Genomic DNA, 26,994 nt, shown 5'->3' with positions numbered 1-26,994 from the left:
CGAGCAATGAGTGCCGTCGCCGACGTGACGGTGTTCCTCCTGCTCATCGGTGCGGCCGCGGGGACCCTTGTGAGCGGTGTCGGGGTCGAGAACCCGGCGACGACCACAAACCCTGCGGCCGAGCAAGCGTCGACGCTGGCGACGAGTACCGCGAGCGTCGAGTATGATTTGCTCGTCCCACCGTCAGAGCACCGCAGGCCGCCCGACCACGCCACGCGACGGCAACGGACGAGCCACGGGACCGTCGCGGAACTGCTCGGTGAGGCGGCGATGAGCAGCGTCACCGTGGGGGGCGAGCGGGTATCGAGCGCCGGCATGGACTTTGAGTCACGAGTCGCTGCGGCGACGCGTGACAGACTCCACAGCCGCGGGCATCGAACGTCCGCCCGCGTCACCTGGGCACCGTATCCCGGTGCGCCAGTCAGCGGGGAGTACCGCGTCGGCGACCGGCCGCCGGATACTGTAGACGTTCGAGCGGCGACGGTGACGGTCCCAAGCGGGATGGAGAACGTCTCGGAGCCGGCCTGGGAAGCGGCGAAGACTGGTGGTTACGACGGTGTGGCGACGGTCGTGGCCCGGAGTGTTGTCGACGGCCTGTTCCCGCCGACACAGTCGCGGTACGCCCTCCGCGGCGATTACCCCGCAGACGTGCTGATGGCCACGCGGTACGAGCGCATGGCCGACCTGATAGGGACAAACGTTGCCGTTAAGCGACAGTCGACGGTCGAGATGAACCGCGACCTGACCGCGGCCCTCGCCGCTCGGCTTCGGACCGATATGCGGTCGCGGTACGACTCGCCAGCAGACGCCGCCAGCGCCGTCCGAACGAGTCGTGTCCGCGTGACTGTCAGGACGTGGTCACCGTGAGAGACGACACTCGCGGCCGCGTCCCCTTCGCGTTGCTCGGCGTTCTCCTGCTGGTGAGCAGTCTCACGCTGGCCCCAACGTTCGTCAGCGAACCGGCTCCAAGCGAAACAGCCGTTGAGCGGGCACTTGACGAGGCCACGGCGGAGACACAGGTCGCCGTGCGGGACGGCGTCTCGACGGCTGGCCAGCAGGCAGCGGCGAACCCAGTCATCACGCCGGCCAACACACCCGCTGGTCGGGTCCTGAACGACTCGACAGCGTTTCGGGACGCGCTCAGAATCCGCGCCTATCTCCGGGTCGCGGACCGACTGGAGCGCGTCTCCGGCCGAAGCGGTGACGTGACCGTGACCGCCAGCCTGCCGGCGATTTCTAACGCGAGCGACCTCCGGGCGGCGAAACACCGCGTCTCGGTCGAACGTGCTGGACCGAACAAAACCGCGATGCGGGCAACGGTCGAGGATGTCGTCCTGACGGTTCGGCGCAACGGCGCAGTGGTTTCGACGCGGCGCGTTTCGCCGACTGTTGTCGTTCCGACGCAGGCGCTCATGCTCCACGACCAGGTGTCAACCTACCAGACGCGGTTGAACAACGGTCTGGACAAGCCGGGCCTGAGCCAGCGGATGACAGCGCGGCTGTACCCGATGGCGTGGGCGAGGGGGTACGCGCAATACGGCGGCGCTGGCATCGAAAACGTCGTCGCAAACCGGCACGTCTCGCTGGCGGCGAACGGCGCACTGCTCGGCGTCCAGCGGTCGACCTTCGGCCGGAGTGACCCGGCGGGTCGCCGTGCGCTGAAAGAGGCAACAGCGGTGACCGGAATCAAAGACATCATTCGGGGCAGCAGGGGAACCGCTGTCTCCAGCGACGTGGTCGGCCAAGCCCAGTACAAGCCGATCAGTGAGACACCGCCGCGTCCGAAATCCACAACGGGTCCAAGCTCGACCGATTCGATGACCGTTGGCGTCAACGAGACGGCCGACACCGCGTTCCGGTCCGTCACCAAGCCGTCAGCGCTCAACGAGACGCTCGAAGACGCATACACGGTCGAGGTAGCGCTGGAAACCGACAAACATCGACTGGGCGGGGGGCCGCCGGGGACGCCGTCGTCGCCGGGCACCGACTGGACACTGGTCGCCGACCGGACGACCACCGCTACAAAGACAGTCGGGAACGCCAGCGGTCGCGTTGCAACGCCGGACAGCTGGCATACTTTGGAGACGTTCAGCCGGACTGTCGAGCGCCAGTACACACGGACCGCCGTCTGGCAGAACGGGTCCGTTCGCCAGCGCACAACGACGTCAAGCACCATGCGCTATCGCGTGACTGTCGCCGTCGTCGGCCGCCATCACGGCCGTTCACCGGCACCGAACCGCTCGATTCGGACCGCGCACGATGCCAGCCCGAGTCCGCTGAACGGGTCGAACCTTGCCGACGTGGAGCCGAAAGCAATGGACGTGCTCGTCAGTCACGCCGGGGGTCGGGACGGAGTGGCCGAGCGAGTCGTCGACGACAGCCTCAGCCGGACAGAGGCGACAGTGACGGCTGACCGACCGCCAGAGCTGCGGAACTGGGTGTATCGGGACCTGATGAGTCTGCGGGCGTCAGTCCGTAACACGACCGTCACCGTTGAGCGCGGACGTGTCGGGACCTTCGAGACGAATCCTCCGCAGGAACTCCGAGAACGGGTCGGACAGCGTCGTGCTACCCTTGCGGCCGTGCCGGACACCTACGACAGCGCGGCCCAGAAGGCACGCGTCGCGGCCCGGCTGACCTATCTGAACGCAGTGTCGGCGGAGTTGGACAGGCAGGCCACGGCTCGTGACGGCAACCGGGAACGAGTCGCCACACAGCTAACGGAACGCACCGACGGGTCGCTGCGTGATCTCCGGAAAGGGTTAACAGCACGCGAGACGCCCGTTCCGCGGTCACGCCCGGTGCCAGTCGGTCCGGCCGGCCCCGTCAGAACACGGGTCAATACACAGACGCCGTATCTGACGCTGGCCGAACTAAACGAGAGCCAATATCGCGCTCTCGACGGACGAGAGCACCCGCTGGTAGCGCGGAACGTGAACGTGTTCACGGTCCCGTACGGCGACGCCGCTGACGCCGTCGTTGGCGGTGCATTCGAGAGTGGTGACAGGGTACGCCTCGCAACGGCAGCGAACACACTCGCGGCCGCAAACGAAACCCTCGAAGCGGGGTCAAACGCCACGCTCGCTTCGGAACGCGACGCACTCCAGCGGGAGGTTGCGGCGGCCAACACGGAGATGACGACGACGCTCTGGCTGGCAGTCTCCCAGCACACTGAGGCTGAACAGGACGAGAGCAAGGCGATTGTCACTGAAGCGATGTCGCCGTGGGAAACATCGGCGGCCAGAGCACTGGCGCTGACCAACGGCTCCGCTCAGGAACGGGTCGCCCGCGTCGCCGGTGCCCGACTGAACCTCACGCGGGTCGAACGCGACCGCCTCCGCCTGCAACTGCTTTCGGTCGATACGCCGGCGACCAGACCGACGCTGGAGTCGACGAACGGGACGGCCTCGGCGGTGCGGTCCGTTGCGAAAGACGAACTGAGCAGCGCTCTGGCGAATGCCGGCGAACAGAAGGTCCAGCAGCTCGCGAAGAAGCGGCTTGGAACGGACAGGCTCCCAGCGGGCCTCCCGCTGGCACCGCCAGTTACCCCCTGGTACGCGACGGCGAACATCTGGTGGGTGACTGTGGAGGGCGAGTACGCACGGTTCGCCGTCTCCGCGAGTCACGGTCCGCCGAGCGAGCCCGGCGCACAGACCACCTATGCGCGTGATGGGCACAACGTCACGCTCGACGTGGACGGCGACGGCACAGGCGAGCGATTGGGAACCGCCGACCGCGTCTCGTTCCGAGCCGAGACGGGCGTTGTCGTCGTCGTGCCACCCAAACCGCGCGGAGTCGGTGACAAGGGCGGCAACGGTGTGGAAGAATCGAGTGGGTGGCCGGACGCAGGCTCCTGACCCCGGGCCGCATAACCGAAGTAAAATACCCCGGGGCCATACCGATGCCCATGCTTCGAGGCGAGTTTCCGGACGCTGGCGAGCAGTCCCCCGAGGAGTTACTGACGGCCTACGGCACCGTGCTGGCCGAGACAGTCGAGACAGTCGGCGTTGAGGAAATCGTCGCCGAGACCGGTCTCGACCAAGCGACAGTGACAGCGTTCGCCGACGGCGATATCGCCGACCGGACGCTTGATGAGGCGGTCGCTGTGCTGGCGACCGGGCCGAACCGGCCGGACGCGGACGCACTACAGGCCGAAGCACAGGATATCCTCCTTATGGGGATGACGACGGCTGTCATGGACGTTGAGTCTCTCGCCTCCGGTATCGACGACGAACTGGAGCCAAAAGAAATACAGCAGAAAATCGAGGGCCGCTACCCGGTGACACTGGCCGAGTATGCCCTCTTGCACAGTCACATCGAGGGGGAAAAGCGGTGACGGAGCGCGTCGCCATTCTGGGCTGTGGCTACGTCGGCCTCGAACTCGGGCGGCAGTTGCAAGACGACTACGAGGTCGTTGGCGTTCGCCGGTCCGATGGCGGCATCGCGGCTATCGAGGACGCCGGCTTCGAGGCGGTCCGGGCCGACGTAACCGATCCCGAGTCGCTGTCGGCGGTGCCGGATGCCGACTGGCTCGTCTTCGCCGCAAGCTCCGGCGGCAGGGGTGCCGAGGCCGCCCGCGAGGTGTACGTCGAGGGGCTCCGGACAGCTATCGACCACTTCTGGTCGCGGGCCGACCCGCCCGAGCGACTGGTGTACACTTCCAGTACCGGTGTCTACGGCGACCACGGCGGCGCGTGGGTCGATGAGGAGACGCCGCTGGACCCACAGACCGAGAAGACCGAAGTGCTGGCCGAAGCGGAGCGGGTCGCCCGCGAGCGTCCCGTGGAAAACGGCGGCCACGGCTCGGTCGCTCGCTTCGCCGGCCTGTATGGCCCGGACCGCTACCGACTGGATCGGTATCTGGAAGGGCCGGTGACGGCCGGCTACCTGAACATGGTCCACCGGGCCGACGCAGCCGGTGCCGTGCGCCACCTCCTGACCGAGAACCACCGTGACGAAGTCGTGCTGGTCGTCGACGACAAACCAGTCGAAAAGTGGGCCTTTGCCGACTGGCTGGCCGAGCAGTGTGATGTCTCGTTCCCGCCGAAACAGACGACCGAAGAACGACTCGCCGACGAGAGCCTCTCAGAGACCGCAAAGCGCCGTATTCAGACGAGCAAGCGATGCTCGAACGACCGGCTCCACGAACTGAGATATGAATTCGAGTACCCGACATTCCGGGAAGGGTACCGCGACGCCGTCCGAGAATACCGGCAAAATTAGCCCTATCGGGGCGAACTTTATTACTGATAGGCTGGCGAACAGCGTGGTATGACACGCGTTGCCGTCGGCGGACTCCAAGTTGACGCCGCCGCGGCGGTCGCTAGCGAGAACCCCCTGCTGATCGCTGGTGTCGCTGTGGTCCTCCTCGCCCTCCTCGGTGCCGGTATCTGGGTGCGTCGGTATCTCAGCCGAACGCCCGGCGAGCGACTGCGTCGGACGCTGACCGGCTACGACCAGATCGCAGTGTTGATGCACCCGAACCCGGACCCGGACGCGATGGCCTCGGCTCTGGCCGTCAGCCAGCTCGTCGCCGGCACCGAGACGTCAGCGTCGCTGCTGTACCCCGGGGAGATACGCCGCCCGGAGAACCGGGCCTTCCAGACGGTGCTGGATCTTGATTTCAACCACATCGAAACTGTCGAAGACATCGACGGAGAGGCCGTCGTCCTCGTCGACCACAACACGGCACGCGGCTTCCCCGGTGCCGAGGAGGTCGAACCGGTCGCCGTCATCGACCATCACCCCGGCAACGGCAGCGGCGACGAGTTCACCGACATCCGGTCCGACTACGGGGCCTGTGCGACCATCTTCGCAAGCTATTTCAATCAGCTAGAATTTGAGTTCAGCGACACACAGGGGACCGGGAGTATCGATATCGACGCAGCACCGGCAGAAACCGTCCCCTGTGCGCTGGCAACGGGGCTGATGTACGGGATTCAGTCGGACACCCGGTCGCTGACAAACGGGTGTAAGTCCGAGGACTTCGCGGCTGCCGCGTACCTCTACGATGGGATGGACAGCGACCTGCTCAACCGCATCGCGAACCCGCAGGTCGACGCCGAAGTCCTCGACGTGAAATCCCGAGCCATCGGGAAACGAGAGGTGCGAGCGCCCTACGCGTTCAGTGATGTGGGCGAGGTGTCGAACACGGACGCGATTCCGCAGGCGGCGGACGAACTGGAGACGTTAGAGGGCGTCTCGGCGGTCGTCGTTGTCGGCGAGAAGAAAGGGACCATGCGCATCGCCGGGCGCTCGCGGGACGACCGCGTCCACATCGGCCGGGCGATAGAGGCCGTCGTCGACGATATCCCGATGGCCGAGGGCGGCGGCCACGCTCGGATGGGCGGCGGCAAGGTCCCGGTCGAGCACATGGCCGGCCTCGGCCCCAGTAACGGCGTTTCCCGGGAAGATTTCCGCGAGCGGGTGTTCGATGCGATGAGCGGCGAACTGTGACAGGCGACTCCTGCGCTGTCGCCGACTCCAGTGAATCTCTGTCCTTTTGTCACTGCCCGACCAACACCCGGTATGGCCACACGGGAGGCGACCTGGGCGTACCGGGACGACCACGACGAGTTCGCGCGCACGTTCTACCGGCGGTTCGGCGACGGCGTCGTCTCCAGCGTCGGCATCGGAACGTACCTCGGCGACCCGACCGACGAGCGGGACGCGAGTTACCACGACGCTATCGTGACGGCACTCGAATCCGGCATCAACGTCGTCGACACAGCAATAAACTACCGCCACCAGCGCTCCGAGCGTGTCGTCGGCGACGCTGTCGCGGACGCCGACGTGGACCGTAAGGCAATCGCTGTTGCGACGAAAGGGGGGTTCATCCCATTTGACGGGGCGCGCCCGGCTGACCCCGGCGCGTTCGTCCGGTCGGAGTACCTCGACACCGGCATCGTCGACCGCGACGACCTCGTTGCCGGCCAGCACTGCATTGCGCCCGACTACATTGACGATCAGATCGACCGGTCGCTGACGAATCTTGGACTGGATACCATCGACCTCTACTACGTCCACAATCCGGAGACGCAACTGAAAGTGAACTCCCGTGAAGCGGTGTACGACCAGCTGGAGGCGACCTTCGAACAGTTGGAGGAACGGGCGGCGGCCGGCGATATCAACCAGTACGGCGTCGCGACGTGGGAGGCGTTCCGCGTGCCCGCCGACCACGACAGCCACCTCTCGCTTCCAGAAATCGTTGAGCGCGCCCGCGCCGCGGCAGAGACGGTCGGCAACGCGGCGACGCATCTCCGCGCGATTCAGTTGCCGTTCAACGTTGCGATGGCCGACGCGTTCACGGTCGAGTCTCACGACGGCGCGGAGGGGCCACAGTCGGCGCTCTGGTTCGCGCACGAGGCCGGGTTAGACGTGTTCACCAGCGCCTCCATCATGCAGGGACAGCTAGCCGCGGAACTCCCGGACGACGTAGCGGCGAAGCTCTCGGGTGAAACGAGCGCGCAGCGCGCGATTAACTTCGCACGCAGTGCGCCGGGCGTGACCTGCTCGCTGGTCGGCACGGGGTCGGTCGAACACGCCCGGGAGAACGTCGATGCGGGCCGATACGAGCCACTCGGTGCTGACGCGTTCGACGCCGTCTTCGAGTAGCTAGCTGAGTTCCTTCCACTTGCCGTCGCACTCGGGGCAGACGCGCACTTTCCCGACCTCGTCCGGGTCGTTCTCCGTCGCAAGCGGCTCGTCACAGCTAGTACAGGAGAGCCGTCCGTAGTTGTCCTTCTCGACATCGCCGGCCCGGAGGGCCTTCCTCACTGAGTCCATACCTGCCAGTGTGCTACCCGCGTGTAAAAACCCCGTGGCGGCGTTCCGGAACGTTGTTCAGGTTTTCCGCTCTATCGCCGGTCGTGTCACGTCGCCGCATCTTTGGCTCGCTGCTTGGGATGGTGTTCTGCATCAACCTCGGCAGAGTCGTCTTTGCACCGCTTATCGAGCCGATTCGGGCGACAACGGGAGCATCCGATGCGACACTCGGACTGCTCGCAACGATGGCCTGGGCCGGGAGCGCCCTCCCACGGCTCCCCACCGGCGTCCTGCTGACCCGGATATCGCGGGCGAAGGTCATCTTCGGCTCCGGGGTCGTGTTGACGCTTGGAACGACGTTCACCGCGTTCGCGTTCGACCCGACGTTGTTGCTCGTCGGCGCGTTCACTATGGGGCTTGCAAGCGGCGTCTACCTGACCGCAGCGAACACGCTGGTCAGTGAGCTGTTCCCGGAGCGGCCCGGTCGCGCGCTCGGGCAACACGGCGTCGCCGCCCAGCTCGCCGCCGTCGGCGCGCCGGCGCTGATCTCGTTCGTGCTCGTCGTCGGGACATGGCGAACCGCGCTGCAAGGGATAGCTGTCGCCGCGGGAGTGGTAACCGTCGCGTTCACTATCATCGCGAGACGCGCCCAGCTTCCAGACGCCGGGAGCAAAGACCGCGACCTCCTCGGCGCGGCGCGTGCCCAGTGGCACATCATTGTCACCAGCGTCGCTACTATCGGCGTCGCGGGACTGGTCTGGAACGGGCTGTTCAATTTCTATGTCACATACGCCACGAGCGTCGGCCTATCCGCGGGGTCGGGTCGGACGCTCCTGTTGCTCGCGTTCGGTGCCGGCGTGCCGGCCTTCTACGTCAGTGGTCGGCTGGCCGACCGGCTCCCGTCGATTCCGTACCTGCTGACGATACTTGCGGCATTTACCGGCTGCGTGCTGGTGTTGCCGTCGCTGACCGGGTTCTGGTCGCTGGCCGCGTTCAGCGTTATCGTCGGCTACGTCATCCACAGCATCTTCCCGGCGGTGGACGCGTACCTGCTCGGCTCGCTCCCGGACCGTCACCGCGCAAGCGCCTACGCCACATACGGCGCGGGGATGATGGTGATGCAGGCCCCCGGGAGTGCGCTTGTCGGACGGCTACTTGACGCCGGCGTCACGTTTCCGACGCTGCTTCGCGGCATGGGCGTCGCGTTGCTCGTCGTCCTCGTCGCGATGGTGTCGCTACACCTCAATGGCCGGCTGCCGAGTGCCGCCCGAGCCTAAAGGCTGAAGCCACTCGGTACCGCGTCACCTGTATGGACCTGCCACCGGACGAGCTGGCTGGCGTCGTCGACCTCTTCGGTTCGCTCACCAGCGCGGAGCTCGTCGATGCCTGCGGCGAACTCGCATTCAAGCAGGGCATCGACGCCGACCCGGACGCGGTTGCTGCGGCCATCGACGGCGCTATCGACTCGTACCACCTCGTTGCCGTTGACGACCACGCCGCCGATACCGACGAGACGCTGCTGGTCGTCGGTCCGGTCGCGTTCCCGGCCCTGCCCGACGGGGCGGCTGATCTCCCCCACATTATGGACGTGCCGGCCCGCGACCTCGCACGCGACGCCGTCATTGAGGCCGTCAAGGCCCGCTTCCGAGAGGATGCGGTGATGGCCGTCAAGAACGGCGACGAGGACCGCGTCGAGACACTGCTTGACGTGAGCTACGACATCGAAGCCTGGGAGAATGTTGAAATGGACGGCCTCCGCGACCGTCTGGACGACGTGTGAGCCCGACGCTCCAAAATCCCACATAATTAAATCAGTTAGTTCACACGAGTGAGCCACCCGAATTAAGACAGTCCATCACCTATCACAAGCTATGCAGTTTGACCGGGTCGCGGCCCACGAGCCAGTCGTCGTGGACGACGAGCCACAGGAGGCGGCCGTCATCGCTCCGGTCGTCACGCGACCCGAGGGCGAGGCGATACTGTTCACGAAACGTGCTGACCACCTGTCGGACCACCCCGGACAGATGTCGTTCCCCGGGGGCGGCCGCGAACCCGAAGACGAGGACCTGCTGCGGACTGCGCTCCGGGAAGCGAACGAGGAAATCGGGCTCGACCCGCTGGCGGTCAACGTCGTCGGTCGGCTGGACGACATCAGAACTATCACGCGCTACTCCGTGCGTCCATTCGTCGGGCGGATTCCAGACCGCGACTACCTACCCTCGGACGAGGAGGTTGCGGAAATAGTCACCCTCCCGGTGTCGGAGCTGACTGATCTGGACAACTACGAGTCAGAGCACCGCGACCACCCCCACTACGGCGAGATTCGGCTCCACTTCTTCTACGTCGACGGCTACACTGTCTGGGGTGCGACGGCACGGATGCTCGTCCAGTTGCTCGAACTCGCGACCGACTGGCGGGTGCCGCCCGAACCGGACCGGTACATGGAGCCGGACGACGATTTGCCGCCGAGCGTGCGCGACGAAGCTGAGTAACACAGAGCCGGCTGGAGCGGGGCCGAGAGCGACAGAATTTTCCAACCCCGAGGCATTGGTGGCGTACTGGATGACCACGCTTACCGGTGCGACACTGGCGGCCGCCGGCATCGACGCGGTGGCACTCAAGCCGACAGAAGTGGACGTGTCGCAGGCGACAGCCCTCGATGTTGAGACGCTCGCAATCGACTACGAGGGAGCGGCCCACGTCCCAGAGACGGACGTTATCGAGCGACTTGCATCGACTGCCAACGTACGCGTCACCACGCCGGTCCGGGCCAACGGCTTCGACCCGCTGGGCGATGACAGCGGGTTCGACACGCTGCCGGCAGATGCGAGACACGTGCTGGTTGCCGGCCACAGCGCGTATCTCTCAGATGATGAGGCCGCACGGGCCGTCGCACCGCGGTTACGGGCGGCCGTCGACGATACCAGCAATCCGTGGGTCGGTACCGAGGGCATCGAGCGACTCGCGCTGGCAGTCGGAGGCACACAGTACGAACTTCTCTCGCGGACGACCGCCCGCGATGTTCGGACGCTCCGGACGGCGGGCTTCGACGGTTCGATTGCCGTGTACGCCCCGCTGGTGCTCTCGAACAGCGAGGACGCGATGCTGGACGCCGTCGGCGACTACACGGCCCGGCGCGGCCCGGTTCGGAACGCACTGCCCGACGGCGCGCCGACGGACAGCCGAGCGACGGGTCGGGCTAGAGACGTACTCAAACAGGCTATCCGCGATTACGCGCTCGTCGGCTCCGTCGAGACAGTCGCCGAGCGAACCAAGCGACTCCACGACATCGGTGTCGACACGATTGTCGGCTACCCGGCGCGTGGACTCGACCCCTTCCTCTCGTAAATGAACGTCGCCGTCGTTGGCGGTGGGGCCGTTGGCCTGTCGACCGCGCTAGCACTGGTTCGCCGCGGTGCATCGGTCACGGTATTTGAACGTGATACGCTCGGGAGCGGCGCGAGCGGCCGGGCGGCCGGCCTCTGTTACGACGCGTTCGCTGACGACGTGGACGCCGCCGTGGCCGCGGACGCACTCGCTCGCTACCGTGACATGGGCCTGTTCGAGGCCCAGCCCTACGTCTGGGTCGCGCGCACGGAGAGCGACGCCACGGCCGTCCGCGAGCAGATCACGCAGATGCAGGAAAACGGCGTCAGGGTCGAGGCGCTCACGCCGGCGGCACTCGGCGACCGCTACCCCGCACTCGAGACCAGCGGCATCGAGGTGGCTGGCCTCGCCCGCGACGCCGGCGTACTCGACCCGGACAAGGTGGTGGCGACACTGGCAGAGCAGGCCCGCGAAGCGGGTGCAACCATCGAGACTGGTACCCCGGTCTCCCTCGATTCGCCGGCGACCGTCGAAACAGCGAACGAGGCTCGGGCGTTCGATGCAGTGATTGTCGCGGCTGGCCCGCAAACGAAGCCACTCGTCGCCGATGTCGGCGTCTCGCTCGCGCTGAAAGCCTACCGGGCGCAGGCCATCGTGACGGACCCGTTCGACGCCGCCCTGCCCTCGTTCTACGACGCGACACGAGAGTTCTACTGGCGGCCGAAAGCCGACGCACTGCTGGTCGGTAACGGCGCACACGAGGTCGACCCGACGGACTGGAACCCGGACGCGGACGCCGAGTTCGTCACTCGGAGCCTCGACCGGGTCGAGCAGACGGCGGCGCTCACGCCAGCCTGTGACCGAGCCTGGGCCGGCCTGTGTACGGCGACACCCGACGGCGCGCCGCTGGCCGGGCAGGTCGCCGACGGACTCTGGGTAGCCACTGGCTGGCAGGGCCACGGACTCATGCGCGCGCCGGCGATGGGCAACTATCTCGCCGCAGACGTTCTCAATCGCCCGAACCCGCTTTCAGAACACTTGCCTGGTCGCGTCGACCCGACACGGTTCGACGGCTCCGAAGAATTCGCCGCGCTGGACGACCCGACGCGTGACTGGAACGAGTGAATACGCTGTGAGAAGGAGTATACAGAAGGATCAGGCGTCGTCGTCTTCGCCCTCGTCAGCTGCGTCGGTCACGTCTTCGACATCAGCCGTTTCGCTGTCTGCATCCGCGTCAGTCACCTCAGCAGTCCCGCTATCGTCGGTTGCAACGCCGACATCCGTTGCTTCGTCCTCGTCGTGGTCCGTGTCGGCTTTCGGGACGCGGACGTGGAGCGTGCCGTTACTCTTGAGCGTCGCCTGCGCTGTCTCCGGGTCGACAGCGGCATCGCTCGGCAGCGTGACGCTCCCGTCGAGTGCGAGCCCGCGGCCCGGGTAGCGCATTTCGAATCCATCGTAGAAATCGCGGAAGCGGTCGATACGGACCTCCACGCGGTCGTCGACGTACCGGACCTGGATGTCCGACGCCGTCGTGCCGGGCGCGTCGAAGACGACGAGGTAGGCATCGTCTGACTCCAGCAGGTCCGAGGCCAGCGGCTTGTTCTCCTGGACCCGGCCGGCGGCCCGCCCGATGTTCTCGAATATCGCGTCGCTGATAGAGGAGCCGATGTCTCGCATCATAGTTCCACTTCGTCGAGGCAGTCCGTTCCGCCACAGTACGGGCAGGAGAACGCCGCGAGTTCGACATCGTCCGGCATATCGTACGTGTAGTGCATCTCGAACATGTCGAGTTCGCAGCTGTCGTCCGTGCAGACGACCTCCATAGTGGCTGGCATAGTATTTCGTTGGTCCGTCGGGGACAAACCCCTTACGGACGGGGCCGGGGTTACCCCGTCTTGCCAGTCCCAACATTGATGCCGTCACCAGCGTACTCAGGTGTATGAGTGAACGCGTCCTCGGGGCGGATTTCAGCGGCGCAGCAAGCGCTGGCGACGCGCTCTGGGTTACCGAGGCGATACCAACGGACGACGGGCTGACCATTCAACGGTGCTACCGCGGGACCGACGAGTGGGGCCGGGACCGCGAGGCGGCCCACGCCGGCCTCCTCGACCGCATCACCGACAATGATGTGGGCGCTGTCGGGCTGGATTTCCCGTTCAGTCTGCCACAGGCGCTACTTGACGCACAATGCGGCGGAACCTGGGACGGCTTCGTCGACTGGCTTGCGAGCGGTAGCGGCCCGACTGACCCGGGGTCGCTTTCGGAGGCCTGTCGGCACACCGCCGAGATGGCAACCGGCAGCCGTGACCTGCGCCGGGAGACGGACTTCCGACGCGGCGCGCTGTGTCCCTACACGAATCGGACGCGCAGTATGACCTTCTACGGCGTCCGGGACGTGCTCGGAAAACTGCGAGACGACGAGGAAACAGCCGTCGTACCGATGGAGGGCTGGGACGCCGAGACGCTCGTCGCCGAGGTGTACCCCGCTGCGACGTTCGGCTGGCTGGGCTGCTACCGCGAGGGGTACAAGAACGTCGACGACCCCCGACAGCGTCGGGAAGCAAACATCGCGGCGGTTGAGGCCTGTAGCGTCACCGTCGGCGACCACCGCGACACCTACCTCGGAAACCACGACGCGCTGGACTCGCTGGCTGCTGTCGTCTCTGCGGGCCGACTGGCCGACGGTGCAAGACCGCCCGCGGCAGGCCCACAGAGCGAAGGCTGTATCTACGTTTGACGACGCAGTGGCGGCAGTGTCTCTGGGTCGAAGCCCGGCATATATCAGCGTCCGGCCCAACTACCGTCTATGCCTGACGACCAGGGCGGCTTCGAAGGCGTCCGTGAGAACGTCGACGGCCACCCGATGGTCAACCTCGTCGGCTACGCTACGCCCTACTGGCTCCGGCTATTCGTCGGCATTCTGGCGGCGTTCTGTACCCGGTTCGCCCGCCTCGTGCCGCCGATAATCGTCGCCGCGGCCATTGACCGCGTCGTCCTCAACAGCGGCGAACCGGGGTTGCTGACCGACGCCGGTCTGTTGCCGCCCGGCGAAATCACGGGCGAAGCCGCCCGTATCGCCTTCCTCCAGCGACTCGTCGTCATCGCGGCCATCGCGTATCTCATCCGGTCGGCAGCGCGTTTCGCATCGAGATACCTCTTGCAATCGAGCGCCCAGAAGATACAGCGGGACCTCCGAAACGAGACGTACGACCACCTCCAGCATCTCTCGCTGTCTTTCTTTGCGAACCACCAGACCGGCGGGATGATGTCGATACTCAACAGCGACATCAACCGGCTGGAGTCGTTTCTGAACACGGAGTTCCGCCAGATGATACGGGTGGTGGCGACCGTCGGCGGTATCGCCGTCATCCTCTACACTTACTCGCCGAAGCTAGCGCTCATCGCGCTCGCACCGGTCCCGATCATCGGCGTCGCCAGCGGCTTCTTCCTTACGTGGATTGAGCCGCGGTATCGCTCGATTCGCCAGACGGTGTCGCGGCTCAACACGCGGCTGGAGAACAACCTCAGCGGCGCGCCGGTCATCAAGGCATTCGACCGGTACGACTTCGAGCGCAAGCGAGTGACCGACCAGAGCCAGGAGTACCACGATGAGAAGGTCGCCGCGCTCCGCATCCGCCGGGCCTTCTTCGCCGGCCTGCGGCTATTGACCGGCATCGTGTTCGTGCTGATTCTGTACGTCGCCGGGATGGACTTCATCACGAATCCACAGGGCGAAACGGCGCTGTCGGCAGGGGCGTTTACCGCTTTCTTCCTCTACATCCGCCGGCTCTACTCCCCGATGCGGCGGGTCGGCAAGTCGGCCAACAAGTACCAACTCGCCAAATCCAGCGCCGAGCGCGTGTTCGGCCTGCTGGGCCAAGAACCCGAAGTCACCGACCCCGAGGACACCTACGAACCCGATAGCATCGACGGGTCAGTCGAGTTCGACGACGTGACGTTCGGCTACGGCGACGAACCGCCAGTCGTCCGCGACGTGTCGCTGGACGTGCCAGACGGCGCAACCATCGGCCTCGCCGGGGCGACCGGGGCCGGCAAATCAACCCTGCTGAAACTGGTGCCGCGGTTCCACGACGTGGATAGCGGTGCAGTCCGAGTGGATGGCGTCGACGTGCGCGAATACGGCCTCCAGAGTCTCAGGAGCGAAATCGCAATCGTCGAGCAGCAGCCGTACCTGTTCTCGGGGACAGTCGCCGAGAACATCGCCTACGGCGACCGCGAGGTACTCGACGCCGAACAGTCGGACGAGGAGACCGAAGAGGTCGGCTGGGAGACCGCACGCGACCGCGTCCGCGACGCGGCGAAGGCCGCACAGGCCCACGAATTCATTCAAGACTTGCCGGATGGGTACGACACGCAGATCGGCGAGCGGGGCATCAAACTCTCGGGGGGCCAGCGGCAGCGGGTCGCCATCGCCCGCGCTCTGCTGAACGACCCCGAAATCATCATCTTCGATGAGGCGACCAGCGACGTAGACACGGAGACAGAAGACCGCATTCAGGAGAGTATCGAGCAACTGGTCGCGGATCGCACCGCCTTCGTCATCGCCCATCGCCTCTCAACGATTCAGGACGCGGACCGCATCGTCGTGATGGACGACGGCGAAATCGTCGAACGCGGTAGCCACACCGACCTGCTCGCGGCGGACGGCAATTACGCCGACCTCTGGCATGCCCAAGCCGACGACCGAACGGTCAGCGCCGACGACTGAGACTGCTGCTGTCCAAACGTCTCCGGCAGGGAGGTAGTACCAGTGGCACGACCAACTGCGCTGTCTCGAAATAGTTGCTGCCGAGAAATACTTGATTTGCTCATTCAAGTCCCTCGATAGCAGCCAGCATGGCCGCCAGTCAGGTGCACGTTAGCCCCGCTTCCGGTCTGCTGTATCGATGCTTGGTAACGATAGGCTTGAAAGTGACAGTGTCACATATGCGCTACAGAGATATTATCGCTCGTTTTAATACACACAAGTTATTAGGTCGGCGTAGACGTGACATCACTCACTCTCGAACCGCTGACGTACGAGGACATCCCGTCGGAGCGCCGTCCGGGGGTACTGCAGGCGCTGGTCCCCGTACTCGGTGTCGTTCTGTTCCTCGGCATCGGATCGGGATATCTGAAGCTGGCCCCACACGGGCCGCTGCTCTGGAGCATTGTGCTGACTGGCGCAGTCGGCAAATACTGGCTAGGGTACTCGTGGGACGACCTCTACGAGGGACTCGCGGACAGTCTGCTGATGGGGCTGCAGGCCATTCTCATCCTGTTCATCATCTACGGACTCATCGCGACGTGGGTGAGCGCGGGGACTATCCCCGGGCTGATGTACTATGGCCTCTCGATACTGACGCCGGACGTGTTCCTGCCGGCGACGGCGCTGCTTGCGATGGTCGTCGCCTTTTCTATTGGGTCGTCGTGGACGACAGCTGGCACTCTTGGCGTGGCCTTCATCGGCATCGGCTCCGGTCTCGGCGTGCCAACACCGATGACCGCTGGTGCCATCCTCTCGGGTGCCTACGCGGGCGACAAACAGTCTCCCCTCTCGGATACGACGAACCTCGCGGCCGCCGTGACGAACACCGACCTCTACGACCACATCCGGGCGATGCGCAACGGGACTGTGCTGGCGTTTGGCCTCTCGGTCCTGCTCTACGCTGTGCTGGGACTGCGTGCCGTCGGTGAAATCCCGACCGGGCGTGTCGCCGAGATACAGGGCGCACTCGCCGGGAGCTACGACCTCTCAGTGCTGGTACTTATCCCGCTCGTTGTCACCTTCGGACTGGCGCTGTACGGAATCCCGGCGCTCCCGACGCTCGTCGCCGGAGTCTTTGCCGGGGCCTTCACGACCATCTTCGTGCAGGGCCGGTCGTTCACTGCCGCCTGGACTGTCTTTCTCGATGGGACGGCCCCTGAGACGGGGACAGCCCTCGTGAACGACCTACTGGCAAGCGGTGGTATCTCAGGGTCGGCCTGGACGATTGCCGTCGTCGTCGCGGCTCTCAGTCTCGGTGGACTCCTTGAGCGGACCGGCGTCCTCGCCGTGCTCGCACACCATCTCGCAACTGCTGTCCGCGGCCCGCGCAGCTTAGTCGTCGGGACCGGCGTTTCGGCCATCTTCGTCAACGCCTTCTCGGCCCAGCAGTACATGAGCATCGTCGTCCCCGGACTCACGCTCCGGAACCTCTATGACGAGTACGGTCTGTCCAGCGACGACCTCTCACAGGCTATCGAGTCCGCCGGAACCCCGACCGGCGCGCTCTTCCCGTGGCACGCCGGTGCCGTCTACATGTCCGCAGTCTTTGGGGTCGGAACGCTTGCCTATGCCCCGTACTACTTCTTCGCGTTCCTCTCGCCGCTAATCCTGTTTGCGACAACGCTGTTTGGCGGACGGTACGACGGGTCCGAGCAAGCTGATTCAGCTACGTCATCCGCTGTCGCCGACGACTGAGTTCGTCTGCCCCCGGGTGATTCTGTCACTGCATCATCCCCTCCGGAAGTGCTGCTGGCCTACATCCGTTCGACAGTGAGATTGCGGTCCTCACAGAACGTTTCGAGTCGACGCCTGACCTTTCGAACCTCCTCGGATTCACGGCCACCCGCATCGGCTGTCAATCCGTATCCACCGCCGCCAGCGATGATCGTCACCTCGCAAGTTGTCTCATCTATTAGCTCCAGCACGGTCGTCGCCTGTACCTCAGTGAGTTCCATGCGGTAGTGGTTCTCCGTAACCGCCACAACGAACCCGTTGCCGTCATACAGCTCGCGGGAATCTTCGGCGATATCGTGGAACGCGCTGGGCAGCGTGCTGGCCCCTTCGCCACGGACCGTAAATTCGACCCGTTCCATACGAAGCCATGGCGTGGGCTGAAAGAAAGTGATTTTGTACCATGGGTGGCCGTGGTGCTGACTACGCCCTCTTTAGCTCGCACATGACCGTTCCTGTTTCCACGGCCGACCAGACACGGTTTTAGGTATCGAACGTCAAGCGACGGGTATGACTGACCCCGAGACGCTCGACGTGACCATCGTCGACGGCTACGTCGACGAGCCCGCGCACTTCGGGGTGCCGCCGTACATCTCGACGTATCCGCGGTACGCCGCCGGCGCGCTCGTCGATGCCGGCGTCCCCCGCGAGCAGATAACGTATCACACCATCGACGAACTCCGGGAGGACAACGCAGTCTGGCGAGACGTTGAGGACGCCGACCTCATGGTATACGTCGGCGGCATGACCGTTCCCGGCAAGTACGTCGGTGGGACGCCGGCGGAACCCGACGAGGTGCGGGAACTCGCGTGGACAGCCGACGGGACTTCCATCATGGGCGGTCCGGTCCGATTCGGCGTCGGCGAGGCAAACGAGGGAGCGAGCGAGACGGCCCGCGACGACCTCGATTTCGACTTCCTGGCGATGGCGGACGTCGAGGCCGCAGTGTTCGACCTCGTGGACTCCGGCTTGGAAGGGTTCAACGACCGGTACCGTGACATCGAAGAGGAGACACGGTGGGCCCGCGCTGGCGCGTTCGTCGTCGAACAGCATCCGAACCACCCTGACTACCTCATCTGCGAGATGGAGACCTCCCGAGGCTGTCCGTACCGGTGTTCCTTCTGTACGGAGCCGATGTACGGCAACCCGGACTTCCGGCCGCCCGAGAGTGTTGTCGATGAAGTCGATGCCCTCTCGGACCGCGGTGTGAAGCACTTCCGGCTGGGCCGGCAGGCCGACATCCTCGCGTACGGCGGTGACGGTGAAGCACCGAATCCCGACGCCCTGCGGCGGCTCTACGGCGGTATCCGCGACGTTGCGCCGGACCTTGAGACGCTGCATCTCGACAATATGAATCCCATCACGGTTGTGAAGTGGCCCGAGAAGGCCCGCGAGGGGATTCGCATCATCGCCGAACACAACACGCCCGGCGATACCGCCGCCTTCGGCCTGGAGTCAGCCGACCCGAACGTGATGAGCGACAACAACCTCAACGTCACCGCCGACCAGTGTTTCGAGGCGGTGAAAATCGTCAACGAGGTGGCTGGCTGGCGACCCGGAGGAGATAAAGACACTGCCCCCAACTTTGGCGACGACGCCGCTCGGCGGCTCCCCAAACTCCTGCCCGGTATCAATCTCGTCCACGGGCTGAAAGGCGAGACGCGGGAGACCTTCGAGCACAACAAGCGGTTCCTCCAGCGGGTGTACGACGAGGGGCTCATGCTCCGGCGGGTGAACATCCGGCAGGTGATGGCCTTCGAGGGGACCGACATGGCCGACACCGGCGCAGAAATCGCTAAGGACCACAAACAACTGTTCAAGCAGTACAAACAGGAGGTCCGTGAGACCATCGATAACCCGATGCTCCAGCGGGTCGCGCCGCCGGGAACGGTGCTGCCCGATGTCCATCTAGAGTACCATCAGGACGGCAAGACGTTCGGCCGGCAGCTGGGGACCTACCCGCTCCTTGTGGGCATTCCGGGCGAACGCGAACTCGGCAGTGTCGTCGACATCGCGGTCACCGACCACGGCTACCGGTCGGTCACCGGCGTCCCCTACCCGCTGGACCTCAACAGCGCGTCGATGAACGAACTCACCGAGATTCCCGGTATCGGCCGGAGCACCGCCGGCGATGTGGTGGTAAACAGACCCTACGAATCGGTCGGAGATATCGACGTCGCGTCAATCGAGCGGTTCGCAACCACCCAGTCGCAGGAAGGCGCTGACTAACAGCCGGCTTGGTCCCGAAAGCATACCGAACGGAAAGTACTTTTCACTCCGGGGATGACCAAGAGCGTATGACTGCGGTCGAGGTGAGCGTCGTTCTCCCCGCTTACAACGAAGCAGACACCATCGAGCAGACAGTGTCGACAACGCTCGAGACGCTCGCCTCGTTTCTCCCCGACGACACGTATGAGGTCATCGTCGCGGAGGACGGCTGCTCGGACCGCACGCCCGAAATCGCGACGCGACTCGCGAACGAGGACAGCCGGATCCGACACGTCCACAGCGACGACCGCCTCGGACGCGGCGGCGCGTTAGAGTACGCCTTCGACCAGGCCGACGGCGACACACTGGTGTATTTTGATACGGACCTGGCGACGGATATGTCGCATCTCGAAGAGCTCGTCAACGCCGTCCGAATCGACGGCTACGACGTGGCGACGGGGTCACGGTGGATGCCTGAAAACCGAGCCGACCGGCCCGCAAAGCGTGGCATTCCGAGCTTCGGCTATAACACGCTCGTCAGAGCAGTCCTCCGCTCGGATCTTAAGGACCATCAGTGCGGGTTCAAGGCGTTCGACCGGCAGGCACTGGAAACGCTGTTACCCATCGTTCAGGACGAGCACTGGTTCTGGGACACGGAACTGCTCGTCAAGGCTCAGCGCAACGGCTACCGGGTGCAGGAATTCCCTGTCGACTGGACGCCCAAGGGCGATTCGAAGGTCGACATCGTCCGGGACGTGTTTGGCATGGGGAGCCAGATACTCCGGACGTTCTGGGAACTGTCGGTCAGCCCCCGGATTACCCGTGAGGTGTCGCTCGGCGCGGGCACGATGCTCGTTGTTATTGCCCTTCTGTTGATGACACAGTATCTTGACCCCGACCGCGTCCTCGCGGAGATGGCCGGGGCGGCACCGGAAATCGTCGCGCTGAGTGCCGTGTTTTATGCTGTTTCATGGCCGCTCCGTGGCATCCGCTACCGGGACATCCTCGTTTCGATGGGGTATCGTGAGCGGTGGGGCTTCCTGACGGGCGCGATATTCATCAGCCAGACCGGGAACCTCGTGTTCCCAGCGCGAGCGGGTGACGCGGTTCGGGCGTACGTTATCAAGGCCCGTCGCTCGATTCCATACCCCTCTGGGTTCGCGTCGCTGGCCGTCGAGCGCGTGTTCGACCTGCTGACGATAACGCTCCTCGCCGGCGTCGTCATGATGGGGCTGGCCGTGACTGGGTCGGCCGAACAGTTGCTGACGGCGCTGACGGGCGATGCCGTCGGCGGCGACGCGGCCAGCAGCGGGCGAACCGCCGTGGCCGTGGCAGGCGGTGTCGGCCTTGCAGCAATTGGTGCAGTGGTGGCCATCGTCGCCAGTGCGCGGAGCGACCGGAACCTCGTCCGAGCGGGCATCGGCCGGCTAAGCAGCGACTCCTATGCTGACTACGTCGCTGGCATCATCGAGGGGTTCGTCGGCGACGTACAGACGGTGGCCGCCGATGGGTCGGCCTTCACCCGTGTCGGCATCGGCAGTCTCCTCATCTGGACGTTTGACGTGATAACGGCCCTGATCGTCTTTGCGGCCTTCGGCTACAGCCTGACGCCGTCGCTGGTGGCCGTTGGCTTCTTCGCGGTCAGTGTCGGGAACCTCGCAAAGGTCCTGCCGTTGACCCCCGGTGGGGTCGGGCTCTACGAGGGTGCGTTCACCGTCATCGTCGCGTCACTGACGCCGGTCGGCGTCGCCGCGGCTATTGGCGTCGCCATCGTCGACCACGCGGTAAAGAACATCGTCACCATCATTGGCGGCGTCGCGTCGATGGGCTGGCTCAACGTCTCGCTGACGACGGCCGTCGAAGAGTCCCAGTCTACAGACGCTATCGAACCGGAAACGAACGACTGACCGCAGTTTTGACACGCCCTGCAACAGCGCTCTGTTATTACTGGGATTACTCTAGCAATAGGAAGTGACAGCGACGGGGACGACGCTACCTATTGTCTGTGATTATAACCGGGTTGTGGGAAATCAGTCAAAATACCCGACAGCCATTATATGAATGGTCATGCGACCGATGCACAAACATGGGTTTCGTGACGTGTATCGGCGGTCTCCATGACAATACCGGAATGTTTTAATGACTTTCGTTCGAATACAGTGTTACCGACTGCCTCCGGGTTCTGTGATGTCTCCCACCCGGTGAGCACCCGCCTTCGCAACCAATGAGTGAACACACACGGACACGACAGCAGCGTGAAGAACAGACGACGGAGTCGACGGAATCGGAGAGCACAGCGTGCCCGGAGTGCAGTGGCTCGCTCGTTATCGACGACGAACACGGCGAAACGGTCTGTGAGGACTGTGGCCTGGTCGTCGAGTCCGACGAAATCGACCGCGGCCCCGAGTGGCGCGCGTTCGACTCCAGCGAGAAAGACGAGAAGTCCCGCGTCGGTGCGCCGACGACGAACATGATGCACGACAAGGGGCTGTCGACCAACATCGACTGGCGCGACAAGGACGCCTACGGCAACTCCCTGTCGGGCAAGCAGCGCCAGAAGATGCAGCGCCTGCGCAAGTGGAACGAGCGCTTTAGAACGCGAGACTCCAAGGAACGCAACCTCAAGCAGGCCCTCGGTGAGATTGACCGGATGGCCTCTGCGCTCGGCCTCCCCGAAAACGTCCGCGAAACGGCCAGCGTCATCTACCGCCGCGCGCTCGACGAGGACCTGCTGCCCGGCCGCTCCATCGAGGGTGTCTCGACAGCTTCCGTCTACGCCGCCGCGCGGCAGGCCGGCGTCCCGCGCTCGCTCGACGAGATCACGGAGGTCTCCCGGGTCGAAAAGAGCGAAATCGCCCGCACGTACCGCTACGTCGTCCGCGAACTCTCGCTCGAAGTGCGCCCTGCTGACCCCGAGAGCTACGTTCCGCGCTTTGCTTCCTCGCTGGAACTGTCCGACGAGGCCGAGCACCGCGCCCGCCAGCTTCTCCAGAACGCAAAAGAGCAGGGCGTCCACTCTGGGAAGTCACCGGTCGGCCTCGCCGCCGCCGCGGTGTACGCCGCCGCACTGCTGACCAACGAGAAGACGACGCAGGCCGCCGTGTCTGAGGTCGCCGACATCTCCGAGGTCACTATCCGCAACCGTTACCACGAACTGCTGGAAGCCGAGCAGGACCTGCCTGTCGCGTAAGCTCCACTCTCGTCTGGTATTGCTCTGAGAACCGGGTTTTGACTGCTGTTTTCAAGCGTAGTGTCCGCTCCTGCAGCGGACAGTCTGAACAGCCAGAAAGCCCCGGCCGGCTGAACTCGGGGGACTCGCTGTGGTCCTCGTTCGCTTTGCTCACTGCGGTCCTTGCTTCGTCCGCCGTCGTTCAGCCGCCCGCCCCTTTCAGTCCCACCTCATAACTGATTGGGCATCCGAAAACGGGTGGACTGAAAGGGGTCGACAGCGTGGCGGCATCGCCGCCACGTTATGCGGTGGTCGACAGAGCCGACCACCCACGCCCCGGAAACCCCGGCGACGTAAGCACCACAGGGAGTGCAACGACTGAGGAGCGCAACGAGCCGCGGGACCGGAGCGTGTCGGGGGCTTTCTGGCTGTCTATGGTCGGTAGTTCAACACCAGACGATAGCCACAGATACCGACCGATAACCGCAAGACTAGAGTCGTCTCATCCGCTGGGACCGGTATGGAGACGACACACCGGGTTCGAACCGGTGACGCCCGCACGCTTGCGTGCCCTGACGACAGCGTCGAGCTAGTGGTCACATCCCCACCGTACCCGATGATCGAGATGTGGGACGACATCTTCACTGAACTGGACCCCGACATCGGGACGGCGCTGGACAGTGGCGACGGCGACCGGGCGTTCACGCTGATGCACGACGTGCTTGATGCGGTGTGGGCCGAGATAGAGCGTGTGCTGGTTCCCGGCGGCATCGCCTGCATCAACGTCGGGGACGCGACACGGTCGCTGGAGGATGGGTTCCGTTCCTACCCGAACCACGCGGAGATAACTGACCGGCTGACCGACCACGGACTTCGCGCGTTGCCCGATATCCTGTGGCGGAAGCCAACCAACAGCGGCGCGAAGTTCATGGGCTCGGGGATGGTCCCGCCGAACGCCTATCCAACGCTTGAGCACGAACACATCCTCGTGCTCCGCAATGGGGAGCGCCGCCGCCTCGAACCCGGCGCAGACCGCCGCTACGAGAGCGCCTACTTCTGGGAGGAGCGCAACGAGTGGTTCTCCGACCTCTGGGAACTCCCCGGCGAGACGCAGGACCTCGACGACGGGCTTCGGGACCGCTCTGGAGCCTTCCCGCTGACCGTGCCGTACCGACTTATCTTAATGTTCTCGGTGTACGGCGATACGGTGCTGGACCCGTTTCTCGGCACCGGGACGACGACGCTGGCGGCGATGGTTGCTGGCCGGAACTCGATAGGTGTGGACCGCGACCCGGACCTGTTGTCGGCGCTCGAAGAACGGGTCGCCACCGCCCCGGAGCGTTCTCGAACCATCGCTCAGGAGCGTCTCGCTGAGCATCGCTCATGGGTGGCACAACGGCGCGCCGACGGGAAAGAACCGGGATACGAGGCCGAGCAGTACGACTTCGCCGTCAACACGAAACAGGAACAACGGATTCAGTTCTACGCAGTCGACGCCGTTACGGCGACCGATGACGGCTTCCGGGCCGTCCACGAGCCGGTCGAGTAAGCGCGGCTTTTTGTGCGGCTCCGCCGAAGCTGACCTATGGACTTCGAGTCGTTCACCCTGCTCGCCGCCACCGACGACCTCGGGGTGGAACCGGCCGCCCGCGCCGATGCCGACGGACTGGAGCTACGGATGGATTTCGCCGACGAGCCGATGGCACAGCTGGACGCCTACGACGGCGACCTCCCGATACTCGTCACGAACCGGCCGACGTGGGAGGGCGGCGAGGCCGCCGACACCGCGGGTCGCCTTGATGCGCTCGAAACCGCTCTCGAACACGACGCCGTGACGGCTGTCGACCTCGAACTCGCAGCGCTGGAGGGTGCTGGCGACCACGACGCTGGCCGCGTCGCCGACGCTGCCCGCGACCGCGGAGCATCCGTCGTCGTCTCGACACATAACTTCGAGTCGACGCCCGACCGTGAGGCAATCGTGAGTCGGCTCGAACGGGCCTGTGCACACGGCGACGTTGGGAAGATGGCGAGTACAGCTCACTCGCCGGACGACGTGCTGGCGATGCTCGGGGCAACCCGCGAACTGACCGCCGAAGGCGAACAGGTCGCCACGATGTGCATGGGTGCGGCTGGCCGCCACTCCAGGGCTGTCGCCCCGGTGTACGGCTCCCGCATCGGCTACGCACCGGTCGACCCTGCTGACGCGACCGCACCGGGCCAGTACGACCTCGCGACGCTCCGGACACTGGTCGGACAGCTACAGAGCGACGCCTGAGCCGGTAGCCGCCCGTCAGGAGGCTTTCGTCCGGACAGTGGTCCTTCGGAAGATATACGGGTATGCGAGATAGATTCGCCGAGTATGACTGACACAGGACGCAAGCGGCCGTTGCTGGCCGTGGTGCTTGCGTTCATCTTCCCTGGATTGGGACACTTCTACCTCCGTAAGTGGGTGCGGGGACTACTGTGGCTCGGATTACTGTTCATGCTGTCGGTGGTGTTCGTCGTCACTGGCGCTATCGACCCTGTCACCCAGCTAAGCCTAGAGGCTATCTCGTCGTCGTATCAGTCCAGACCCACCGAGGTGACAATCGGTTCGGTCGTGATTACGACGCTCAACGTTGTCGACGCCTACTGGCTCGCGGTCAACGAGAACCAGACTCAGGAGGTCGAAGCCGGCATGACGTGTCCGAACTGCGGCAAAGAACTCGACGAAGACATCGACTTCTGTCACTGGTGTACGACGCAACTGGAACCGGTTGAGGCGGACCAGCAGTAACCTGCGGGTTGCGGTCAGCCCCAAACGAAGTCAGCTTACTTTTCGATGATGCTCTCTTCGATCCGTTCGCCGAAGTGCGTCGCCGTGTCCTCGTGGTGAATGAGGATTTCGTCGCCCGGTTCGAGGTCCGTGACGGCGGTTCGGCCGTCCTGAGTGTGAACCTTGATCGTCTCGGCGTTCTGGAGCAGCGTCTCGATTCGGTCGCCGTCTTCGGTTTCAGCCTGAACGCGGAACATCGGGCGCTTCTCGATTTTCGCGCGGCCGACGATGGCCTCGCGGGTGCGTCCGTTCGCATCGACTATCTGGACCTCGTCGCCGGACTGGAGTTCAGAGAGGTACTTCGTCCCACCGTCAGGCGTTCGGACGTAGGCGTGGACCGCGCCAGCGTTGACCCGGAACGGCCGGGAGGCGACGTACGGCGACTCAGCCGTCTCGGCGTGGACGAAAAAGAGGCCGCGAGCCATCGACCCGACGAGCATCCCCTCATCGTGTTCCATCAGGCTGCCCGTGTCGATACAGACGCGGTCGGCGGAGCCGGTCTGCTCGATAGCGGTGACCTCGGCGTACTCTAGGTCGAGTGACTCCCGACCCATCTCGTCGCGGACCTCCACTGTCTTGCGGATTTCGTCGACTTCGTCGGTGTCCAGCAGGACGCCGTCAGCCCCCAGTTCCAGTGTCTCGTAGGCCGTCCGGGCGTCCTCAGCGGTCCGGACGCCGGCGATGAGGTCCGTCTCCTCGCCGACACGGGCGATGAGGTTTTCGAGCGGAATGATCTGCCAGTTCTCGCCGATGACGATCGTGAAGTCGGCTTCGGCAGCGACCGCTTCGGCGAAGGCCTCGTAGTCCTCGTCGAAGATGCGGACGTAGCCGCCGTCAGGGGCGGCCCCGTTCTGCCGCAGCGTCGAGAGGTCCGCAGAGCCGGAAAAGTCAGACGGAAGGTCGACTGTCCCGTCGCCCTCACCGTCTTTCCCGACGATGGTCGCATCAGCCTCTGAATCCTCCGCCTCGGCCTCCATCACGTGGACGTCGCCGTTGGTGAACGCGGCGATGTTTATCTCGCCGAGTTCGGAGACGCGATCAACGTCTTCCTCGTCGACCAGTACCCAGTCGACGCCGGCCTCGATACCGGCGGTTATCCGGCGTTTCCGTGTCTCCCAATCGCCGACCTCGCTGTCGGCTTTGAGCCAGACGCTTCGAGTCATACGCCCACGTCCGCAACGGCGGGGCTTGAACGTGGCGGAACCCGGGTGG

General features: G+C 64.8%; 25 protein-coding genes. 20 read left to right on the top strand and 5 right to left on the bottom strand.

Translation table 11 applies throughout. The features are described 5' to 3' along the window. The first annotated feature begins 6 nt into the window (after nucleotides 1-6). The 6 genes from G9C82_RS13020 (at nucleotide 7) to G9C82_RS12995 (ending at nucleotide 7,614) form a co-directional block, all read left to right on the top strand. The gene (locus G9C82_RS13020) at nucleotides 7-867 is read left to right on the top strand and encodes a hypothetical protein (protein ID WP_127014325.1); all 861 of its coding nucleotides are present in this window, start codon (nucleotides 7-9) and stop codon (nucleotides 865-867) included. Next, on the top strand, nucleotides 855-3,857 hold the full coding sequence (locus G9C82_RS13015) for a hypothetical protein (protein WP_127014324.1): 3,003 nt from the start codon (nucleotides 855-857) through the stop codon (nucleotides 3,855-3,857). Before G9C82_RS13020 ends, G9C82_RS13015 begins: the two co-directional genes overlap by 13 nt. A 50-nt stretch (nucleotides 3,858-3,907) precedes the next feature. After that, nucleotides 3,908-4,336: a DUF5791 family protein gene (locus tag G9C82_RS13010; RefSeq protein ID WP_007188794.1), complete on the top strand. Its 429-nt coding sequence runs from the start codon at nucleotides 3,908-3,910 to the stop codon at nucleotides 4,334-4,336. Further along, nucleotides 4,333-5,223 carry an SDR family oxidoreductase gene (locus tag G9C82_RS13005; protein ID WP_127014323.1) on the top strand — a complete coding sequence of 297 codons (891 nt, stop codon included), beginning with the start codon at nucleotides 4,333-4,335 and terminating at the stop codon, nucleotides 5,221-5,223. Before G9C82_RS13010 ends, G9C82_RS13005 begins: the two co-directional genes overlap by 4 nt. A 48-nt stretch (nucleotides 5,224-5,271) precedes the next feature. Further along, nucleotides 5,272-6,456 carry a bifunctional oligoribonuclease/PAP phosphatase NrnA gene (locus G9C82_RS13000; RefSeq protein ID WP_127014322.1) on the top strand — a complete coding sequence of 395 codons (1,185 nt, stop codon included), beginning with the start codon at nucleotides 5,272-5,274 and terminating at the stop codon, nucleotides 6,454-6,456. Between the two features lie 72 nt (nucleotides 6,457-6,528). Then, a complete protein-coding gene (locus G9C82_RS12995; protein WP_127014321.1) occupies nucleotides 6,529-7,614 on the top strand; it encodes an aldo/keto reductase in 1,086 nt (361 codons plus the stop codon). Here G9C82_RS12995 and G9C82_RS12990 read toward each other — a convergent pair whose 3' ends face one another. Beyond that, complete coding sequence (locus tag G9C82_RS12990; RefSeq protein WP_004517187.1) at nucleotides 7,615-7,785, bottom strand: HVO_0758 family zinc finger protein; 171 nt, start codon at nucleotides 7,783-7,785, stop codon at nucleotides 7,615-7,617. It lies immediately after the preceding gene. A 119-nt stretch (nucleotides 7,786-7,904) separates the two neighbouring features. Between G9C82_RS12990 and G9C82_RS12985 the strand changes: the two genes are divergently transcribed. The 5 genes from G9C82_RS12985 (at nucleotide 7,905) to G9C82_RS12965 (ending at nucleotide 12,216) form a co-directional block, all read left to right on the top strand. Beyond that, entirely contained in the window at nucleotides 7,905-9,041 is a 1,137-nt protein-coding gene (locus G9C82_RS12985; RefSeq protein WP_004957982.1) for an MFS transporter, read from the top strand. Nucleotides 9,042-9,073: 32 nt separating this feature from the next. Next, the gene (locus G9C82_RS12980; protein WP_011223891.1) at nucleotides 9,074-9,544 is read left to right on the top strand and encodes a hypothetical protein; all 471 of its coding nucleotides are present in this window, start codon (nucleotides 9,074-9,076) and stop codon (nucleotides 9,542-9,544) included. Nucleotides 9,545-9,635: 91 nt separating this feature from the next. Beyond that, nucleotides 9,636-10,256 (top strand): CoA pyrophosphatase, encoded by a 621-nt coding sequence (locus G9C82_RS12975; protein ID WP_127014320.1) that lies wholly within the window; start codon nucleotides 9,636-9,638, stop codon nucleotides 10,254-10,256. Nucleotides 10,257-10,326: 70 nt separating this feature from the next. Further along, nucleotides 10,327-11,112 carry a luciferase gene (locus G9C82_RS12970; RefSeq protein ID WP_127014319.1) on the top strand — a complete coding sequence of 262 codons (786 nt, stop codon included), beginning with the start codon at nucleotides 10,327-10,329 and terminating at the stop codon, nucleotides 11,110-11,112. Continuing rightward, nucleotides 11,113-12,216 carry an FAD-binding oxidoreductase gene (locus G9C82_RS12965; protein WP_127014318.1) on the top strand — a complete coding sequence of 368 codons (1,104 nt, stop codon included), beginning with the start codon at nucleotides 11,113-11,115 and terminating at the stop codon, nucleotides 12,214-12,216. It begins immediately after the preceding gene. A gap of 30 nt (nucleotides 12,217-12,246) precedes the next feature. Here G9C82_RS12965 and G9C82_RS12960 read toward each other — a convergent pair whose 3' ends face one another. Both G9C82_RS12960 and G9C82_RS12955 read right to left on the bottom strand, forming a co-directional pair. Next, nucleotides 12,247-12,771, bottom strand: a complete 525-nt coding sequence (locus G9C82_RS12960; protein ID WP_004957992.1) for an Hsp20/alpha crystallin family protein — start codon at nucleotides 12,769-12,771, stop codon at nucleotides 12,247-12,249. After that, a complete protein-coding gene (locus G9C82_RS12955) occupies nucleotides 12,768-12,926 on the bottom strand; it encodes a hypothetical protein (protein WP_004517194.1) in 159 nt (52 codons plus the stop codon). The genes G9C82_RS12960 and G9C82_RS12955 overlap by 4 nt, the downstream gene beginning before the upstream one ends. Nucleotides 12,927-13,030: 104 nt before the next feature. Between G9C82_RS12955 and G9C82_RS12950 the strand changes: the two genes are divergently transcribed. The 3 genes from G9C82_RS12950 (at nucleotide 13,031) to nhaC (ending at nucleotide 17,554) form a co-directional block, all read left to right on the top strand. Beyond that, the gene (locus G9C82_RS12950; protein ID WP_007188785.1) at nucleotides 13,031-13,828 is read left to right on the top strand and encodes a DUF429 domain-containing protein; all 798 of its coding nucleotides are present in this window, start codon (nucleotides 13,031-13,033) and stop codon (nucleotides 13,826-13,828) included. A gap of 69 nt (nucleotides 13,829-13,897) precedes the next feature. After that, on the top strand, nucleotides 13,898-15,820 hold the full coding sequence (locus G9C82_RS12945; RefSeq protein ID WP_127014317.1) for an ABC transporter ATP-binding protein: 1,923 nt from the start codon (nucleotides 13,898-13,900) through the stop codon (nucleotides 15,818-15,820). A 279-nt stretch (nucleotides 15,821-16,099) separates the two neighbouring features. Next, the gene (gene nhaC, locus G9C82_RS12940) at nucleotides 16,100-17,554 is read left to right on the top strand and encodes a Na+/H+ antiporter NhaC (protein ID WP_127014316.1); all 1,455 of its coding nucleotides are present in this window, start codon (nucleotides 16,100-16,102) and stop codon (nucleotides 17,552-17,554) included. 59 nt (nucleotides 17,555-17,613) lie between these two features. Here nhaC and G9C82_RS12935 read toward each other — a convergent pair whose 3' ends face one another. Next, nucleotides 17,614-17,952 (bottom strand): hypothetical protein, encoded by a 339-nt coding sequence (locus G9C82_RS12935; RefSeq protein WP_049938935.1) that lies wholly within the window; start codon nucleotides 17,950-17,952, stop codon nucleotides 17,614-17,616. A gap of 148 nt (nucleotides 17,953-18,100) precedes the next feature. On the opposite strand from G9C82_RS12935, the gene G9C82_RS12930 reads away from it, so the two are divergent. The 6 genes from G9C82_RS12930 (at nucleotide 18,101) to G9C82_RS12905 (ending at nucleotide 25,743) form a co-directional block, all read left to right on the top strand. Continuing rightward, complete coding sequence (locus G9C82_RS12930; protein WP_121303573.1) at nucleotides 18,101-19,819, top strand: radical SAM protein; 1,719 nt, start codon at nucleotides 18,101-18,103, stop codon at nucleotides 19,817-19,819. A 68-nt stretch (nucleotides 19,820-19,887) separates the two neighbouring features. Continuing rightward, a complete protein-coding gene (locus G9C82_RS12925) occupies nucleotides 19,888-21,705 on the top strand; it encodes a flippase-like domain-containing protein (RefSeq protein WP_127014315.1) in 1,818 nt (605 codons plus the stop codon). 317 nt (nucleotides 21,706-22,022) lie between these two features. Further along, the gene (locus tag G9C82_RS12920; protein ID WP_004591241.1) at nucleotides 22,023-22,988 is read left to right on the top strand and encodes a transcription initiation factor IIB family protein; all 966 of its coding nucleotides are present in this window, start codon (nucleotides 22,023-22,025) and stop codon (nucleotides 22,986-22,988) included. A 499-nt stretch (nucleotides 22,989-23,487) separates the two neighbouring features. Beyond that, nucleotides 23,488-24,516 (top strand): site-specific DNA-methyltransferase, encoded by a 1,029-nt coding sequence (locus G9C82_RS12915; RefSeq protein ID WP_127014314.1) that lies wholly within the window; start codon nucleotides 23,488-23,490, stop codon nucleotides 24,514-24,516. Between the two features lie 36 nt (nucleotides 24,517-24,552). Continuing rightward, nucleotides 24,553-25,242, top strand: a complete 690-nt coding sequence (locus G9C82_RS12910; RefSeq protein ID WP_127014313.1) for a type I 3-dehydroquinate dehydratase — start codon at nucleotides 24,553-24,555, stop codon at nucleotides 25,240-25,242. An 84-nt stretch (nucleotides 25,243-25,326) separates the two neighbouring features. Then, complete coding sequence (locus tag G9C82_RS12905) at nucleotides 25,327-25,743, top strand: DUF6677 family protein (protein ID WP_004958019.1); 417 nt, start codon at nucleotides 25,327-25,329, stop codon at nucleotides 25,741-25,743. 35 nt (nucleotides 25,744-25,778) lie between these two features. Here the strand turns inward: G9C82_RS12905 and G9C82_RS12900 are convergent, their stop codons facing one another. After that, nucleotides 25,779-26,945: a 3-dehydroquinate synthase II gene (locus G9C82_RS12900; protein WP_004958021.1), complete on the bottom strand. Its 1,167-nt coding sequence runs from the start codon at nucleotides 26,943-26,945 to the stop codon at nucleotides 25,779-25,781. Between the last annotated feature and the right edge of the window lie 49 nt (nucleotides 26,946-26,994).

The organism is Haloarcula sp. R1-2, assembly GCF_011627385.1.
Lineage (GTDB): Archaea > Halobacteriota > Halobacteria > Halobacteriales > Haloarculaceae > Haloarcula > Haloarcula marismortui.
This window is presented reverse-complemented; position numbering and strand designations above follow the sequence as displayed.